Source organism: Citrobacter sp. S39 (assembly GCF_009495675.1).
GTDB lineage: Bacteria > Pseudomonadota > Gammaproteobacteria > Enterobacterales > Enterobacteriaceae > Citrobacter > Citrobacter freundii.
On the sequence record NZ_CP045555.1, the window covers coordinates 275,286 to 292,409 of the forward strand.

The window sequence follows — 17,124 nt, forward strand, 5'->3', positions numbered from 1 at the left end:
TGCATTAAAACTTTTGTGAGCGGTGATGAGCAAATTGATTCATCACCGGTATTTTTTCAATACTGCACAGTCCTGCTGTGTGAAAAATAAATTATTGAGGTTCAGGAGTCCGGCGTGGAAAAAAATAATATTACCCTCGACCCGAGTTCTTCGTTTGGCACGTCATCATCTGCGGATATTAATGTTCCGCCTGAGGGCATGGTGCAACGCAGTAGCCGAATAAAACGCATTCAAACCACGGCAATGATTTTATTATTTTTTGCTGCGGTTATTAATTACCTCGACCGCAGTTCTCTGTCGGTCGCCAACTTAACGATTCGTGAAGAACTGGGGCTGAGCGCCACGCAAATCGGCGTGCTGCTGTCGGTATTTTCTCTCGCTTATGGTATTGCGCAATTGCCCTGCGGCCCGCTGCTGGATCGCAAAGGTCCGCGCATTATGCTGGGGCTGGGGATGTTCTTCTGGTCGCTGTTTCAGGCGATGTCCGGCATGGTGCATACCTTCACTCAGTTTGTGCTGGTACGTATCGGGATGGGGATCGGCGAAGCGCCAATGAACCCGTGCGGCGTAAAGGTCATCAACGACTGGTTTAACATCAAAGAGCGCGGCCGCCCGATGGGATTATTCAACGCCGCCTCCACCATCGGGGTTGCCATTAGCCCGCCGATTCTGGCTGCCATGATGCTGGTAATGGGCTGGCGCTGGATGTTCATCACCATTGGCGTGCTGGGTATTTTCCTCGCCATCGGCTGGTACATGCTGTATCGCAACCGCGAGCAAATTGAGCTGAGCGCCACGGAACAAGCGTACCTGAACGCTGGTAGCGTCAATGCCCGCCGCGATCCGCTGAGCTTTGCCGAATGGCGCAGCCTGTTTCGCAACCGTACCATGTGGGGAATGATGCTGGGCTTTAGCGGCATCAACTATACCGCATGGTTATACCTGGCCTGGCTGCCGGGCTACCTGCAAACCTCCTACAACCTGGATTTAAAAAGCACCGGATTAATGGCGGCGATCCCGTTCCTGTTTGGCGCAGCCGGCATGTTGATTAACGGTTTTGTCACCGACTGGCTGGTAAAAGGCGGTATGGCGCCGATTAAGAGCCGTAAGATTTGTATAATCGCCGGGATGTTCTGCTCTGCAGCCTTCACCTTCGTTGTGCCGCAGGCCACAACGTCGATGGCCGCCGTGTTACTGATCGGTATGGCGCTGTTCTGTATCCACTTCGCCGGTACCTCGTGCTGGGGCCTGATCCACGTCGCCGTCGCCTCACGCATGACCGCTTCCGTGGGCAGTATCCAGAACTTTGCCAGCTTTATCTGCGCGTCGTTTGCGCCGATCGTCACCGGATTTATTGTTGATACCACCAACTCTTTCCGCCTGGCGCTGATCATCTGTGGCTGCGTCACCATGGTGGGGGCCCTTGCCTACATCTTCCTGGTTCGCCAGCCCATTAGCGATCCACGTAAAGATTAATCCTCCAGATGCCCGATAACACCGTTCTTATCGGGCATGTTATGCTCCTCGTATGAACATCACCTTACGCGCTACTACTCTGGCAGACACAGCCGCTCTTCCCGCCATCGAACGATCTGCGGGGCAACGTTTTTTACAGATCCCGGAACTGGCGTGGATTGCTGATAACCAGATTATATCGGCTGCTCAGCATCAGGCATTTGCCGCCACTGGCTTGAGCTGGCTGGCGCAGGCCGATGAGCATCCGGTCGGCTTTTTAGTCGCCGAAACGCTGGATTCATCGCTGTTTATTGCAGAACTGTCGCTGCATCAGGAGTGGCAGGGAAAGGGAATTGGCCGCCGATTAATTTGCTATGTTGCCGAACAGGCGGGCGAGAAAGGTTACACATCGCTCACGCTGACCACCTTCCGCGATGTGCCGTGGAATGCGCCATGGTACGCGCGTCTGGGATTTGAAATGTTGGCTGAAGAGACGCTGCCTGCAAAGTTGCGCCAGAAAAGAGAAGAGGAAGCAGCGCATGGACTGGCGTATGAATCACGCTGCGCCATGCGCCTGATGCTTACTTAGAACGTTTCCCAGTTATCCCCGGCATCCGCTACCGCGGCTTTACGCGGCTGGACCGTTGAAACCGGTTTAGCGGCCGCAACGTCACGCGCGCGCTGTTGGTCATGCTGAATACGGAACACGGCAACGGCCTGAGTCAGGCGGCTGGCCTGCTCTTCCAGCGCGGCAGCGGCAGCGGCGGATTCTTCCACCAGCGAGGCGTTCTGCTGCGTCACACGATCCATCTCGGCAACGGCCAGACCAACCTGATCAATACCGCGGCTCTGTTCATCAGAAGCAGAGGCGATTTCACCCATGATATCGGTCACGCGGGTTACCGCATTGACGATCTCATCCATGGTTTCACCGGCGCTTTCAACCAGCGTTGAACCGACATCCACACGGCTGACCGAGTCTTCAATAAGGCTCTTAATCTCGCGCGCGGCCTGCGCACTACGCTGGGCCAGGTTACGCACTTCACCCGCAACCACCGCAAATCCACGGCCCTGCTCGCCCGCACGTGCGGCTTCTACTGCGGCGTTGAGTGCCAGAATATTGGTCTGGAAGGCAATGCCGTCGATGACGCTAATAATGTCGGCGATCTTCTGCGAACTGGAAGCGATATCACGCATGGTTTGCACCACGTTGTCCACCACTTTGCCGCCTTTCTGCGCGGTTTCCGACGCACTCAGCGCCAGATGGCTGGCCTGACGCGCGTTTTCGGCGTTCTGCTTCACAGTTGCCGTCAGCTGTTCCATGCTGGCTGCGGTTTCTTCCAGAGATGCAGCCTGCTGTTCGGTACGCGAGGAGAGATCGTTATTGCCCATCGCAATCTCGCTGGCCCCGCTGTAAATCGCGTTGGCGCCGTTACGCACGTCACCCACGGTGTTCATCAGCTCACCCTGCATGTGACGCAGGCTTTCCGCCAGTTGCCCAATCTCGTTGGAACCTTCCACTTCAATACGCTTCACCAGATCGCCGCTGGCGATATGACGAATGCTGTCAATCAGACGGTTCATTGGGGAAATAAGAGTCAGTTTGATACCAAACCACACCGCAATAATCGCCGCCAGAACGGTGATCAGCACACAAACCAGCACCCACATCGCCTGGCTGTAAGAGCTGTTGTTATCTTCCACCGCGATGTCATACAGGCGATCGTTCTGCTGCATGTAATTGATATATTGCTTCTCAAAACCATCCTGATAACTCTGCGTCGGTTGATCAAAGAACGCGTTGATCTTCCCGTCACCCAGTAACTGGATCAGCTCCGCCAGCGCACCGTGATAGATGTCATAGGTGCGGTTGATCTCCTGGAAAGCGGCTTCGCTTTGGCGCGGATCGCGCGGGAGCGACTCGTAAATCGCCCAGTTTTTTTCCGTCAGCTTCAGCGCCGTACTCGCCACCTGCATCAGCTCGGCAACGGTCGCGCCGCTGCCGATATTGCTCTGATCCATCATGTAGCGAATGCCTGCCCGGTTCAGGGTGTTACGCGTTTGCAGCAGCTCAACCCAGGTGGCGTTCAGCGCAGACTGTTGCTGGCGAATGGTTTGCAGAACGGTAAAGTTCTCTTTGTCATTCTTAAGTGAGTTAAAAAACAAGCCGCCCGAGGCGAGCTGTAAAAGGCCAAATAGCGCCAATACCAGCAGTAAGCTGGTAACAATCTTCATACGTTTTAACATGTTTTCTCTTTCCGCTAGACAGATGTCAGAATTTTCGGCCTGGAAAGGGAAAACTTTATGAAATTTGTGCTAGTTGAATCGATCTCAGCATCGACGATTCGTCGATCTACGCCGTCTGCCAAAGCGCTAAGCGGGTTTATTAGTGATCTCAATCACATAAATATACCCGTTAGTCCCCACCGCTTACCGCTCGCTGACACTTGGGACCGCTTAAGCTGACATACAACCGCTCACTTATTTACCTTACTTTACGCGCGTAATTCTCTGGCAAGATCCCCCCAACATAGCAGTCAAATAACCTCCTCAAACACAAGATCTAACCCACGCGGCTTCGGCCAATTATTAATTAGATACCAGGTTTTACTATGGATACGAAAAAGATATTCAAGCACATACCCTGGGTGATTCTCGGAATCATCGGTGCATTCTGCCTCTCGGTAGTGGCATTACGTCGGGGTGAACACATTAGTGCCCTGTGGATCGTAGTCGCCTCAGTTTCTGTTTATCTGGTGGCTTATCGTTACTACAGTTTGTACATCGCCCAAAAGGTGATGAAACTTGACCCGACGCGCGCCACGCCGGCGGTCATCAACAATGATGGTCTGAACTACGTTCCAACCAACCGTAACGTGTTGTTTGGTCACCACTTTGCTGCTATCGCAGGTGCAGGTCCGCTGGTTGGGCCGGTACTGGCCGCGCAGATGGGTTACCTGCCTGGTACGCTGTGGTTGCTGGCGGGCGTAGTGTTGGCCGGTGCGGTGCAGGACTTCATGGTGCTGTTTATCTCTTCTCGCCGTAACGGCGCATCTCTGGGTGAGATGATCAAAGAAGAGATGGGCCCGGTGCCGGGAACCATTGCGCTGTTCGGCTGCTTCTTAATCATGATCATCATCCTCGCGGTACTGGCGTTGATCGTGGTGAAAGCACTGGCTGAAAGCCCGTGGGGTGTGTTCACCGTCTGCTCAACCGTACCTATCGCGCTGTTCATGGGGATCTACATGCGATTCCTGCGCCCAGGACGCGTGGGCGAAGTGTCGGTGATTGGTATTGTGTTGCTGGTTGCCTCCATCTACTTCGGCGGCGTGATTGCGCACGACCCGTACTGGGGCCCGGCGCTGACCTTTAAAGACACCACCATTACCTTTACCCTGATCGGTTACGCGTTTATCTCTGCGCTGCTGCCAGTATGGCTGATCCTCGCCCCGCGCGACTATCTGGCTACTTTCCTGAAAATCGGCGTTATCGTCGGTCTGGCGGTGGGGATTGTTATTCTCAACCCGGAACTGAAAATGCCGGCGATGACCCAGTACGTTGATGGTACTGGCCCGCTGTGGAAAGGCGCTCTGTTCCCGTTCCTGTTCATCACCATCGCGTGTGGTGCGGTATCTGGCTTCCACGCGCTGATCGCTTCCGGTACTACACCGAAGCTGCTGGCCTGTGAAACCGACGCGCGTTTCATTGGTTACGGCGCGATGCTGATGGAATCCTTCGTGGCGATTATGGCGCTGGTTGCTGCATCCATCATCGAACCGGGTCTGTACTTCGCAATGAACACCCCGCCTGCTGGCCTTGGCATCACCATGCCGAACCTGCATGAAATGAGCGGTGAGAACGCCCCACTTATTATGGCTCAGTTGAAAGACGTTACCGCACACGCAGCGGCAACCGTCAGCTCCTGGGGCTTTGTGATTTCACCTGAGCAGATCCTGCAAACCGCGAAAGACATCGGCGAGCCGTCCGTTCTGAACCGCGCAGGTGGTGCACCGACGCTGGCCGTTGGTATCGCCCACGTGTTCCACAAAGTGCTGCCGATGGCTGACATGGGCTTCTGGTACCACTTCGGTATCCTGTTCGAAGCGCTGTTCATCCTGACCGCACTGGACGCCGGTACCCGTTCTGGCCGCTTTATGCTGCAAGATTTACTGGGTAACTTCGTTCCGTTCCTGAAGAAAACCGACTCTCTGGTTGCGGGTATCATTGGTACTGCGGGCTGCGTAGGCCTGTGGGGTTACCTGCTGTATCAAGGTGTTGTTGACCCGCTGGGCGGCGTTAAGAGCCTGTGGCCGCTGTTCGGTATCTCTAACCAGATGCTGGCTGCCGTGGCGCTGGTTCTCGGCACCGTGGTGCTGGTAAAAATGCAACGCACCAAATACATCTGGGTTACCGTGGTTCCGGCAGTATGGCTGCTTATCTGCACCACCTGGGCGCTGGGTCTGAAACTGTTCAGCACCAACCCGCAGATGGAAGGCTTCTTCTTCATGGCGAATCAGTACAAAGAGAAGATTGCTAACGGCGGCGAACTGACCGCTCAACAGATTGCCAACATGAACCACATCGTCGTCAACAACTACACCAACGCAGGCTTGAGTATTCTGTTCCTGGTGGTGGTGTACAGCATCATTTTCTACGGGTTCCGTACCTGGCAGAAAGCCCGCGCCATCGACGGTCGATCTGATAAAGAGACACCGTATGTACCGGTGCCGGAAGGCGGCGTGAAAACCTCTTCACATCATTAAGCCGTAATTGCCGGATGGCGCTGCGCTCATCCGGCCTACAAAATGTGCAGTATGTAGGCCGGATAAGGCGCAAGCCGCCATCCGGCTTTATTCATTAACAGGACGGCAGAATGTTTGGTACTTTAGGTCAGGCAAAAAAATATCTCGGTCAGGCGGCGAAAATGCTGATTGGCATTCCGGACTACGACAACTACGTCGAGCACATGAAGACCAACCATCCCGATAAGCCGTACATGACCTACGAAGAATTCTTCCGCGAGCGCCAGGAAGCCCGCTACGGTAGCAGCGGAAGCAGTTGCTGTTAGAAGGAGAAGTGAATGACCCCGATTGCAGTTACCCTACTCACCGGTTTTCTTGGCGCGGGTAAAACCACCCTGCTGCGCCATATTCTCAACGAGCAGCACGGTTACAAGATTGCCGTTATCGAAAACGAATTCGGCGAAGTCTCGGTGGACGATCAGCTGATTGGCGATCGCGCAACACAGATCAAAACCCTGACCAACGGCTGCATCTGCTGCACCCGTTCGAGCGAACTGGAAGACGCGCTGCTCGATCTGCTCGACAACCTCGACAAAGGCACCATCAATTTCGACCGTCTGGTGATCGAATGCACCGGCATGGCCGATCCCGGCCCGATTATTCAGACCTTTTTCTCCCATGAAGTAATTTGCGAACGCTACCTGCTGGACGGTGTGATTGCGCTGGTTGACGCGGTGCATGCCGACGAGCAGATGAACCAGTTCACCATTGCCCAGTCTCAGGTGGGCTACGCCGACCGCATCCTGCTGACCAAAACCGACGTAGCAGGTGAAAGCGAAAAACTGCGTGAGCGCCTGGCGCGCATCAACGCCCGTGCGCCGATTTACACCGTGACGCATGGCGATATCGACCTCGCGCAATTGTTCGACACCAACGGTTTTATGCTGGAAGAGAACGTGGTCAGCGCCAAACCGCGCTTCCACTTTATCGCCGATAAGCAAAACGATATCTCCTCGATCGTCGTCGAACTGGATTACCCGGTCAACATCAGCGACGTGTCGCGAGTGATGGAAAACCTGCTGCTGGAATCCGCCGAGAAGCTGCTGCGCTACAAAGGCATGCTGTGGATTGAAGGCGAACCAAACCGCCTGCTGTTCCAGGGCGTCCAGCGCCTATACAGCGCCGACTGGGACCGCCCGTGGGGCGACGAACAACCGTACAGCCAACTGGTGTTTATTGGTATTAATCTGCCGGAAGACGAGATCAGAGCCGCGTTTGCGGGATTGAAGAAGTAGATTTTTTGTAGGCCGGATAAGGCGCAGCCGCCATCCGGCACTCACTGCCCCAGTATATTCTGACTATTTCTTATTTTGCTCGCGCAGCATCGCTTCGCGCAAAATGGCATTAAGGCGCGTCTGATATCCTTTTCCTGGACGTTTCAGCCACTCCATCACATCGGCATCAATACGCACCGAGGCCTGCGTTTTTAAGGGACGGAAAAACTTACCGCGTGTGGCCTCTGACCACTGCTTATCTTCGGTCACGGGAATGTCACTGTAATCGATATCATCATCCGATTTATTCGCCAGCGCTTTCAGTTCAGCCTCATGCTGAGCACTCAGCGCGGATACGCTGCCGCGTTTATGCTTAACCATGCTCATAACGATTCCTCTCCTTACTGTCTGCCTTTCTGGCACTGATGATACGAATGACTTCAAAGCCACTTTCAAACCTAACGCTATGGGCAACCAGAATAACCACAATGCCATGAACGAGACCGATGGTCTGCCAGCGATACTCACCGTTCTCATGCCGATCCTGCCGCGAAAGATGTTGGGGATCGTCAAACACCAGCACCGCATCCTCAAACCGGACACCGTGTTTTCTCAGGTTACTTTGTGCCTTGTTTGCATCCCATTCAAACTCCATTGGCATGTATTTCATCCCTAATTGTATATACAAAAATGTATCTACAATTATCTTATGATTATAGCGAAATTGTTGGAAATAACATCACATTTTGCTGTTGATAGGATGAACTTTAGTAGGCCGGATAAGGCGCAGCCGCCATCCGGCATTCCAGCCACTCACTCGGTGATCACAAATCGTGTCGCCGCAAAGCAGTTCAATATCCGGTGCACCAGAAATACCATCGTTAACGTGGCCAGCAGCGCGACGGTAACGGAAGTGATGCGGTAGAGATCGCTGAATACCAGGTCCTGATCCGGATGCAGGTTCTGGCCGAACATAATGCCGATGGTGGTGATACTGGCAAAACCCACGCCCGCACCGACTTTTTCCATTACATGCAGGCGGGCGCTGAACGCCAGACCAAGGCCAATCAGCGGCATCATCAACAGCATATGGTTGCTGAAATCATACACCAGCAGTTGCACCAGCAGAATGTACAGACAAGCCAGTACCACGCCGACCACGCGCCAGAGAGAGCTCAACACCGCGCCACGATAATGCATCGGAAACAGGATCAAAATACCCGCCATCAGCGCCGACAGCGAATCGCTCAAGTCACAAATCTGAAAGACCACAAAAATCATTGTCGCCACCGAACCGGAGAGCAGCGACTCGTGGCGAACCCGGGCGTCATCTTTCTCAATGCGCGGCGGCGGCTGTCGGGGTTCCACGTCCGGGATCAGATAATGCAGCAGCGCACTCAGCGCCACCGCCATGACGCAGGCTTCCATATTGGAGAACATCAGCGTATGCCAGTTGGTGGTGGGATAGCTCATAAAATTGAGCATCGTGCTCTGGCACACCACGCCCATTGAGCCGAACAGAAACAGCGGTCCTTTGCTCATCAACCGAAAACGCATCACGTACAGGCCAAATACCACCAGCGTCATAATCAGCGGCCATTGTGAGAGATAGCCGACAATCAGTACCATTTCGACGCAGTTCACCGCCGCGCTGAACACAAACTGTTTGGCCACATGGCGGTTGAACACCGGTACCAGCGACAGCAGCATCAGCGGATAAACCACGAAAAACACGCCGTACTGCACGTTGTAGAAGGTCGAAATACTCAGCGCGATTGTGCCGGCAACCGAGATACGCAGGGTCTGGCGAAAATCATTGGCGGTGTAGACAATATTCCCGTGCGGCGTAAAGACGTGGGCCAGAGTGTTAATAGACATAATGCAGCCAGCTAACGAGATGGATCTGCGCCCCGGCAAAGGTGCGGGCGAACATCCCCTCGCTGTTGTACAGCTGTACCGTGGCGCGCGCCCCGGTCGGCAACGGCGTGTCGAGCGGTTCGTTCAGCGCGACGTGAATACGCATACGTTGGGCGTCGCGCACCCAGCGGGTAGACTGTTCCGGTTGCGACAGCTGGCCGTTAACCTGCTCCTGTCCTGCCAAAATACCGGCATCGCTGCTGGTGACGCGAGCAGAGAAAACCTTGCCCGGCATGGCGTCGAACACCACCGCGGCATCGGTATCCACTTTAGTGTGACGCAGGCTTTTCTCGCGAAAGTCGGCCACGATATCGGTCTGGTGGCTGACCAGCGCCAGCAATGGCGTGGCGGCAGTGGCGTAAAGTCCGGGACTAAGCTGGAGATTGCTCACCGTACCGTCGGTCTGGGCATACACTTTGCTCCAGCCGAGGTTCAGTTGCGCCTCTTCCAGCGCGTTACGGTATTTTTGTAGCGTCACGTTACGCTTATCATCGCGCTCGCCCCGTTGGATCAGCAGGTTCTGAATACTGGCATTGAGCGCCGACACCGACTGCTCGCTGGTTTGCCAGGCGGTGCGCACCTTGTCGAGATCGGCTTGCGACACGTTCTGCATGGCACTCAGGCGCTGATAGCGGTCAAAGGTGGTCTTGTCGTTCCGGGTGTTAAATTGCGCGGTACGCAGGTTGGCACGCTCAGAGGCGATCTGCGCATCCAGCTGTTGGTTGCTCAGCTTTGCTTGCTCAAGGGCGATTTGCGCAGCCTCGACCTTATTGATAAACGGCGTCGGATCCAGTTCGTACAGCAAATCGCCCTTTTTCACCTGGCTATTGTTATGTACATGCACCTGCGAGACGTAGCCGGATACGCGTGAGGAAACAGGCGTTACCACACGCATCACCGTGGAGTCCGGTGTTAGCGGGATCCAGATATCGGCAACGATAAACCAGGCGAATATAACCAGGAAAGCGGCAATACTCCCCCTTACCCAACGGGCAAATTTTTGTTCTGGGGTCATCATAGTTTTTTAGTGTTGATTGTCTTCTTCGCGGATTGTCCGCAAATTGCAGGCGAGTTGATTTAAGGTCGAGCTGAAGGCGGCAAGCTCCGCTTCGGGGATGGTACACGTGACGCGATGTTGGTAGTTCTCAATCACCCGGTTTAGTTCTTCCAGCCTTGCGCGGCCTTGCTCGGTCAGCGTGAGCAGGCGAATGCGTTTGTCATAAGGCGATGTGGAACGCAGCAGATAGCCGTGCTTTTCCAGCTGTGAGAGGGTGCGCATCAGCGGCGGCAGTTCAATACCCTGCACTTCCGCCAGTTCACTGACCGAGACGTTGTCTCCCAGTTGATACAGCTGCATCAGTACCGTCCAGCTTGACTGCGTCAGACCAGTGTCGGTAATGGCTGCATCAATAATGGCCCGCCACTGACGCACCACCATTGCCATGCGCATCCCCATCGGGCGGCGGGCAAACAGTTCATCTTCAGTCATGTTTCCTTCCCCTCATCGCTGAGAAGAAAATAATACTTATCAGGGTAAGTATCAAGAAACGCAGCGTTCAGAAGCATTAATTGATAAATACCATGAATACAAAAGAGGCCGGGAGATAACCCCAGCCTCTGCCGATGAAAGAAAATCACTCCACCTGATCGCGTCGCAGCCCGACGTCCCGCAGCCGCTCGTCGCTCATCTGTTGCAATAGGCGCCGCGTTTGCGCTCGCAGCCGCCACGCCTTGTATGCCCGCCAGATCAGTACAAACCCAATAAACGGCTGTTTTGCTTTATTCTCGTGAAATTCCATACCTTGCCTCCCCGCCTTGCCAGAGGCTTTATCTTCACGGATTTGGCCCAAAACAATACAGACTCACAAAGTACTTTTATTTAACATACAGATTGGTTAAAAAGAGTTCTGCATCGCTTTTTTCACGCCAATCTGTACTGGTTTATTAATCTGTATGGTACCCATGAGGGATACAGCATGACGCGTTACCAACATCTGGCCAATCTGCTGGCCGAACGCATTGAGCAAGGTCTGTATCGCCATGGCGAAAAACTGCCTTCGGTACGCAGCCTGAGCCAGGAGCACGGGGTCAGCATCAGCACCGTCCAGCAGGCGTATCAGACGCTGGAACAATTACGGCTGATCACGCCGCAGCCGCGTTCCGGTTATTTTGTCGCACCACAAAAAGCACAGCCGCCGGTGCCGCTGATGTCGCGCCCGGTCCAGCGTCCAGTTGAGATCACCCAGTGGGATCAGGTGCTGGACATGCTTGCAGGTCATGCAGACAAATCGATAATCCCTTTTAGCAGTGGCGTGCCCGATATCAATCAACCCAGCCTGAAGCCGCTCTGGCGCGAGCTAAGTCGCGTGGCGCAGCATAATCTCAAGGCGGTTCTGGGCTACGATGAATTACCAGGCTGTCGCGAATTGCGTCAACAGATTGCCCGGCTCATGCTGGACGGAGGTTCGGTCATCAATGCGGATGATATTGTGATCACCAGCGGGAGTCAGAGCGGGATGTCACTGGCGCTGCTGGCAGTCTGCCAGCCAGGAGATATCGTCGCCGTAGAATCGCCAGCCTATTACGGCACGATGCAGCTGCTACGCGGATTAGGGATCAAAGTTATAGAGATCCCAACCGATCCGGATACAGGGATCAGCATTGAAGCGCTGGAACTGGCGCTGGATCAGTGGCCGATTAAAGGGGTGATTCTGGTTCCTAACTGCAATAATCCCCTCGGATTTATTATGCCGGATGCACGTAAGCGGGCGGTCCTCGCCCTCGCCCAGCAGCACGATATTGTTATTTTTGAAGATGATGTGTACGGAGAGCTTGCCACGGAATATCCCCGTCCGCGCACAATACACTCCTGGGACAGCGATGGTCGGGTGCTACTGTGCAGTTCATTTACCAAATCCGTGGCGCCGGGGTTGCGCGTCGGTTGGGTTATTCCCGGTCGTTATCACGATAAATTTCTGCATATGAAATATGCCGTCATCGGCACTAACGTTCCTGCTACGCAGCTGGCGGCCGCCGCTTTCGTGCGCGAGGGGCATTATCATCGGCATGTTCGCCGTATGCGTCAGATCTACCAGCGGAATATGGAGATCTACACCTGTTGGGTACGGGAATACTTCCCCTGCGGGATCTGCGTCACCCGACCGAAAGGCGGCTTTATGCTGTGGGTCGAGCTGCCGCACCAGGTCGATATGGTCTGTGTCGCTAAGCAGCTCTGTCGCCTCAAAATCCAGGTTGCGCCGGGTTCGCTGTTCTCCGCATCAGGAAAGTATCGCAACTGCGTACGCATCAACTGCGCGTTGCCGCCAAACGAGAAGCATCGGGAAGTGATGCAAAAACTCGGGGAAGCAGTAAAGGTGGCGATAGAGTAAATCAGACCACCCGGTGCTACCGGGCTGGCGATTGTACGGATTAAGTTATTTCTAATGGCTTACGCCCTGAATATCTTCAACGGAAAGTCGGGTAATTTTTTGCACCGTGCTGAGATCAGTACCGTCGGCCAGCATGGTGCGGGCAATACGCAGCGCCTCGGTGCGTTGCCCCTCAATTAAACCTTCTTGTTTACCTTCCTGCTTACCTTTTTGCTGGCCCTCTTGCAGACCCTCAAGCCACCCTTTTTGAAATCCAGCCTCATGCAATCTGTCTGCGATCGTCATTAAATGCTCCTTATGCTGCGGTGAACGTTCAGCAACCCCACGAATAAACTCACTGAAGCGAGGTGCATCGCCAGTTTGCAAAATATAATTAAACAGCGTCTTTATCTGGCTGTCATTAGTCACTCCAGTAAGTAGCAAGGAAACAATTTGCTCAACAAGCCCCATAAGATCGCGCTGACGGATATGTTTTTGGATTAACTCCAACAGCGCCATGCGTCGATGCTGCACAATTTCGTCATCTGAAATAACCGTAATATCCACCAGCGGAAACGCCGCAGCATACACCTGGCGTGCCAGCTTCGGGTTGGCAAACTCGTCCAGCCAACATAGCGAATAAGGGTACGGACTTTTAGCGCCGTGATAGAACAGCATCGGCACCACCAGCGGCAACTGCTGATGTCCGGCATCCAGATGTTTCTGCATGGCCGCAACTGCATAGCGCATCAGTCTGAATGCCATATGCGCATCCGGCGTGCTTTGGTGTTCAATCACCACATAAATATATCCATTCCCTTCTGTCGTATTCACCGACCACAGCACATCGGAATAGTACGCACGTAAATTCTCTTCGATAAAACTGTCTGACTCGAGTTTCAGCGTCTGAAGATCGCAAAGTTCGCGTAGCGAGGCAGGAAGATGTATTTGCAGAAAATCCCGTGCAGTCACAGGGTGACGTAAAAATGTTTTAAAAACCGCATCATGCGGTGTGGAAGTCGGCGCTTTGTTCATGGCGATCCGTCACCTGGAAATAAGATGCCATGACTGTAGCGCCGCAAAGCCACACCCTCACCTGCAACTTTCTCTGTTTGCGAGACGATTTCCGGGATAAAAACGTCCCTATGTAACGTCTGCATTTGTCTGGAACCCGTCACGCAGAATCGCTATCTCAATGCACATACCCACTTTTTCACCACTCGGCCTGTGCTATAACGAATCATTACTTTCAGGGAGGACGCGATGTGACGCACACCCGGGATATTCCACAATCGTTCTGGCGTGATGAACAGCTCCCGTGGCTGGAACTGCGCAGCACCTGGCAAAGCCTGCAGGCCTATAAGCGGCATCACCACTCTCAGCTCTCGATTGGGGCAATTCTCGAGGGGGAAACGTGTTGCCTGTGCGATGGCAAGGAATACCATCTGCAGGTGGGCGATCTGATTGTGATCCCGCCGCTGGCACCCCACAGCTGTAATCCTGTTAACGGACAGTTTCGCAGCTATCACATGCTTTATCTTGATGCCCGGTGGTGCCTTGCCCATCTGCCTGCACAGAACAACAATCAGCGGCTTTGCACGCGCGATCGTGTTATCCGCGATCGGCAATTGTTCCAGCGCTATGTAAACCTCGTGGCACTTATGCAGCAACGGCAAACGACGCGGGTAACGGATGCCGCACAAGCATTGCTACGTTCGCTGCCATTGCAATCGGTAGCACCGGAAAACCTAAGCGCCGCCAGCCAGTATCTGCGCGAACGGTTGCAGTCCAACCTGCAGGCTCCGCCCTCACTCGATGAGCTGGCACATGAGTGTCACATGCGTAAAGAAACGCTGATCCGTACCTTTAAGCAGGACACCGGGCTGACGCCAGGAAGTTATCTGAACATCATACGGATTGACTATGCCCGCCAGCGGCTGCGGGCCGGGGACGAAATTGCCGATGTCGGCTATCAGAGCGGGTTTGCCGACCAGAGTCATTTCCATCGCACCTTTGTTCGCTACACCGCCGCCACACCGCGCCAGTACGCGTTGGGGCGATCAATATCAGACAATAATTAGCGCTGCGTCAGGCGTACGGTGATCTCAGATTCATTGTCTGAGGTCGCTATGTCGCTGCTTTCTGTACTTTTTCCGTCTGCTTTTCCCGCGCTGGCGCTGGCACATTTTGTCGCACTACTCAGCCCCGGTCCGGACTTCTTTTTACTGGTCGGTTATGCCGTACGATACCGGATGCGCGACAGCACCGGGCTGTGCGTGGGGATCGCTATCGGCAACGGGCTGTATATCCTGCTGGCAATTATCGGTTGGGGGATCCTGCGCCAGCTTCCCCTGCTGTTTACCATTATTGAGCTGCTGGGCGCGCTCTATTTATTGTGGATAGGCAGCCTGCTGATACGCAGCCGCCCGCAAACTCTGACCGGAGCTGATGCCCGGTCTACCTGTCCAGGATTTGGTAAACAGCTGCTGCTGGGATTGGGTTCGTCACTGCTTAACCCAAAAAATGCACTGTTCTATCTGGCGCTAATGACCGCCCTGCTCGGCCCGTCAGTGACGCTGCTACAACAAACCATGAGCGGGATCTGGATGACCAGCGTGGTGCTGTGCTGGGATCTGCTGATCGTGATGTTCATCGGCTTACCGCAGATCCAGCGGCGGTTAACCAGAGGGATTTTGTGGATAGAGCGTATCGCTGGCGGTGTATTGATTATCTTCGGCTGTGCTATCGCGCTGCGGTTTTTGCAGAGCATCGTAGTCTGATTTGCGGTGCGATTTTCTACACATAAACAGGATAAACTCGTTTAATTAATATCCAATCCGCATTACACTGCGGATGGTTATTACCCGTTCAACTTACTCTTCCTGAGGTGCGATGTGCTGATTGTTACCTGTAATCGTTACGTTTTCTGACCCCACGTTAGTGAGCGTTTCTCCTGTTTGCGCTTCACGCAGGCAGCGTTTTTGATTACATGAAATTCAGTACATTTGCAGTCTGCTTTTATTCTGTCATCGGCCTGACGTCTCAAAGACGGTATTGAATTTCGCTATTCCCGTTGAGGGTTTTCTCCCGACAAGGAGCTGTTTTATGCAACGGATTCTCGCGTTTTTCTCCCAACGCGCCACAACGTTATTTTTTCCTATTGCGTTGATTTTGTATGATTTCGCAGCCTATCTGTCGACGGACTTGATTCAGCCCGGCATCATTAATGTCGTACGCGATTTCAACGCCGACGTCAGCCTGGCGCCCGCTGCGGTGAGCCTCTATCTGGCAGGCGGCATGGCGCTGCAATGGCTGTTGGGGCCACTTTCCGACCGGATTGGCCGTCGACCGGTGCTGATTGCGGGGGCGTTAATCTTTACCCTCGCCTGCGCTGCCACACTGTTTACTACTTCAATGACGCAATTTCTGATCGCCCGATTTGTGCAGGGCACCAGCATTTGCTTTATCGCGACCGTTGGCTATGTCACGGTGCAGGAGGCGTTTGGGCAAACGAAGGCCATTAAGTTAATGGCGATAATCACTTCCATTGTGTTGGTTGCACCGGTTATCGGCCCGCTCTCCGGAGCGGCGCTAATGCACTTTGTACACTGGAAGATCCTGTTTGCCATCATTGCCGTCATGGGGCTTATCGCCCTGATTGGGTTAATGCTAGCCATGCCGGAAACCGTCCAGCGCGGCGCGGTACCGTTCAGTGCACGCGGCGTACTGCGTGATTTCCGCGACGTTTTCCGCAACCGGGTATTCCTGTTTGGCGCAGCCACGCTATCGCTAAGCTATATCCCGATGATGAGCTGGGTGGCGGTCTCACCGGTGATACTGATTGATGCGGGCGGCATGACTACATCGCAGTTTGCCTGGGCACAGGCCCCGGTGTTTGGCGCAGTGATCGTCGCCAATATGGTGGTGGTTCGTTTCGTGAAAGATCCGACCCGACCACGCTTTATCTGGCGGGCCGCACCTATACAGCTGAGCGGGCTGGCGGTGCTGATTGTCGGCAATTTACTGTGGCCACACGTCTGGCTGTGGTCGGTGCTGGGGACCAGCCTGTATGCGTTTGGCATTGGGATGATCTTCCCGACGCTGTTCCGCTTTACGCTGTTTTCCAACAACTTACCTAAAGGAACGGTCTCGGCATCGCTGAATATGGTGATCCTGACGGTGATGGCGGTTTCTGTCGAAATTGGACGCTGGCTATGGTTTAACGGTGGCAGGATTTCGTTTCATCTGCTGGCGGTTGCGGCGGGGCTCGCTGTCGTGTTCACGCTGGCAGGCTTACTCAAACGGGTACGCCAGCATGAGGCAACGACGTTAGCCACTGAAAACTAACCTGCCCGCTTATCCGGCCTA

At 54.1% G+C, this 17,124-nt stretch carries 17 protein-coding genes; 9 read left to right on the forward strand and 8 right to left on the reverse strand.

The window, feature by feature from the left end; genetic code table 11:
* Nucleotides 1-114: 114 nt before the first annotated feature.
* The gene (locus GFB57_RS01235) at nt 115-1,476 is read left to right on the forward strand and encodes an MFS transporter (protein ID WP_003019150.1); all 1,362 of its coding nucleotides are present in this window, start codon (nt 115-117) and stop codon (nt 1,474-1,476) included.
* A 52-nt stretch (nt 1,477-1,528) separates the two neighbouring features.
* On the forward strand, nt 1,529-2,044 hold the full coding sequence (locus tag GFB57_RS01240) for a GNAT family N-acetyltransferase (protein WP_003019154.1): 516 nt from the start codon (nt 1,529-1,531) through the stop codon (nt 2,042-2,044).
* Here the strand turns inward: GFB57_RS01240 and tsr are convergent.
* Nucleotides 2,041-3,702: a methyl-accepting chemotaxis protein gene (tsr, locus tag GFB57_RS01245; RefSeq protein WP_003019155.1), complete on the reverse strand. Its 1,662-nt coding sequence runs from the start codon at nt 3,700-3,702 to the stop codon at nt 2,041-2,043. The genes GFB57_RS01240 and tsr overlap by 4 nt on opposite strands.
* Nucleotides 3,703-4,067: 365 nt before the next feature.
* Here tsr and btsT point away from each other — a divergent pair, with 365 nt between their 5' ends.
* From btsT to yjiA, 3 genes are all read left to right on the forward strand, one after another.
* On the forward strand, nt 4,068-6,218 hold the full coding sequence (gene btsT, locus GFB57_RS01250) for a pyruvate/proton symporter BtsT (protein ID WP_003019158.1): 2,151 nt from the start codon (nt 4,068-4,070) through the stop codon (nt 6,216-6,218).
* Between the two features lie 110 nt (nt 6,219-6,328).
* The gene (locus GFB57_RS01255; RefSeq protein WP_003019160.1) at nt 6,329-6,523 is read left to right on the forward strand and encodes a YbdD/YjiX family protein; all 195 of its coding nucleotides are present in this window, start codon (nt 6,329-6,331) and stop codon (nt 6,521-6,523) included.
* Between the two features lie 12 nt (nt 6,524-6,535).
* On the forward strand, nt 6,536-7,492 hold the full coding sequence (gene yjiA, locus GFB57_RS01260) for a GTPase (RefSeq protein WP_003019163.1): 957 nt from the start codon (nt 6,536-6,538) through the stop codon (nt 7,490-7,492).
* 63 nt (nt 7,493-7,555) lie between these two features.
* On the opposite strand, the gene GFB57_RS01265 is transcribed toward yjiA, so the two are convergent.
* The 6 genes from GFB57_RS01265 to GFB57_RS01290 all read right to left on the reverse strand — a co-directional run bounded on the left by GFB57_RS01265 (nt 7,556) and on the right by GFB57_RS01290 (nt 11,187).
* Entirely contained in the window at nt 7,556-7,858 is a 303-nt protein-coding gene (locus tag GFB57_RS01265; RefSeq protein ID WP_003019167.1) for a BrnA antitoxin family protein, read from the reverse strand.
* Nucleotides 7,845-8,132 carry a BrnT family toxin gene (locus tag GFB57_RS01270; RefSeq protein WP_003019170.1) on the reverse strand — a complete coding sequence of 96 codons (288 nt, stop codon included), beginning with the start codon at nt 8,130-8,132 and terminating at the stop codon, nt 7,845-7,847. Before GFB57_RS01270 ends, GFB57_RS01265 begins: the two co-directional genes overlap by 14 nt.
* Nucleotides 8,133-8,284: 152 nt before the next feature.
* Nucleotides 8,285-9,349: a DUF2955 domain-containing protein gene (locus GFB57_RS01275; protein WP_003019172.1), complete on the reverse strand. Its 1,065-nt coding sequence runs from the start codon at nt 9,347-9,349 to the stop codon at nt 8,285-8,287.
* Complete coding sequence (locus tag GFB57_RS01280) at nt 9,339-10,406, reverse strand: HlyD family secretion protein (protein WP_003019175.1); 1,068 nt, start codon at nt 10,404-10,406, stop codon at nt 9,339-9,341. Before GFB57_RS01280 ends, GFB57_RS01275 begins: the two co-directional genes overlap by 11 nt.
* 6 nt (nt 10,407-10,412) lie before the next feature.
* Nucleotides 10,413-10,877, reverse strand: coding sequence for a MarR family transcriptional regulator (locus GFB57_RS01285; RefSeq protein ID WP_003019178.1), 465 nt, complete (start codon nt 10,875-10,877; stop codon nt 10,413-10,415).
* A 145-nt stretch (nt 10,878-11,022) separates the two neighbouring features.
* Entirely contained in the window at nt 11,023-11,187 is a 165-nt protein-coding gene (locus tag GFB57_RS01290) for a DUF1127 domain-containing protein (RefSeq protein ID WP_003019180.1), read from the reverse strand.
* Between the two features lie 177 nt (nt 11,188-11,364).
* Here GFB57_RS01290 and GFB57_RS01295 point away from each other — a divergent pair, with 177 nt between their 5' ends.
* On the forward strand, nt 11,365-12,777 hold the full coding sequence (locus GFB57_RS01295) for a PLP-dependent aminotransferase family protein (protein ID WP_003019183.1): 1,413 nt from the start codon (nt 11,365-11,367) through the stop codon (nt 12,775-12,777).
* Between the two features lie 51 nt (nt 12,778-12,828).
* Here the strand turns inward: GFB57_RS01295 and GFB57_RS01300 are convergent, their stop codons facing one another.
* Nucleotides 12,829-13,791, reverse strand: coding sequence for an Rpn family recombination-promoting nuclease/putative transposase (locus GFB57_RS01300; RefSeq protein WP_290366925.1), 963 nt, complete (start codon nt 13,789-13,791; stop codon nt 12,829-12,831).
* Nucleotides 13,792-14,021: 230 nt separating this feature from the next.
* Here GFB57_RS01300 and GFB57_RS01305 point away from each other — a divergent pair, with 230 nt between their 5' ends.
* The 3 genes from GFB57_RS01305 (at nt 14,022) to mdtM (ending at nt 17,103) form a co-directional block, all read left to right on the forward strand.
* Nucleotides 14,022-14,837: an AraC family transcriptional regulator gene (locus tag GFB57_RS01305; protein ID WP_003019187.1), complete on the forward strand. Its 816-nt coding sequence runs from the start codon at nt 14,022-14,024 to the stop codon at nt 14,835-14,837.
* A 48-nt stretch (nt 14,838-14,885) separates the two neighbouring features.
* A complete protein-coding gene (locus GFB57_RS01310; protein ID WP_003019190.1) occupies nt 14,886-15,536 on the forward strand; it encodes a LysE family translocator in 651 nt (216 codons plus the stop codon).
* A 325-nt stretch (nt 15,537-15,861) separates the two neighbouring features.
* Nucleotides 15,862-17,103 (forward strand): multidrug efflux MFS transporter MdtM, encoded by a 1,242-nt coding sequence (mdtM, locus tag GFB57_RS01315; protein ID WP_003019192.1) that lies wholly within the window; start codon nt 15,862-15,864, stop codon nt 17,101-17,103.
* Nucleotides 17,104-17,124: the final 21 nt, after the last annotated feature.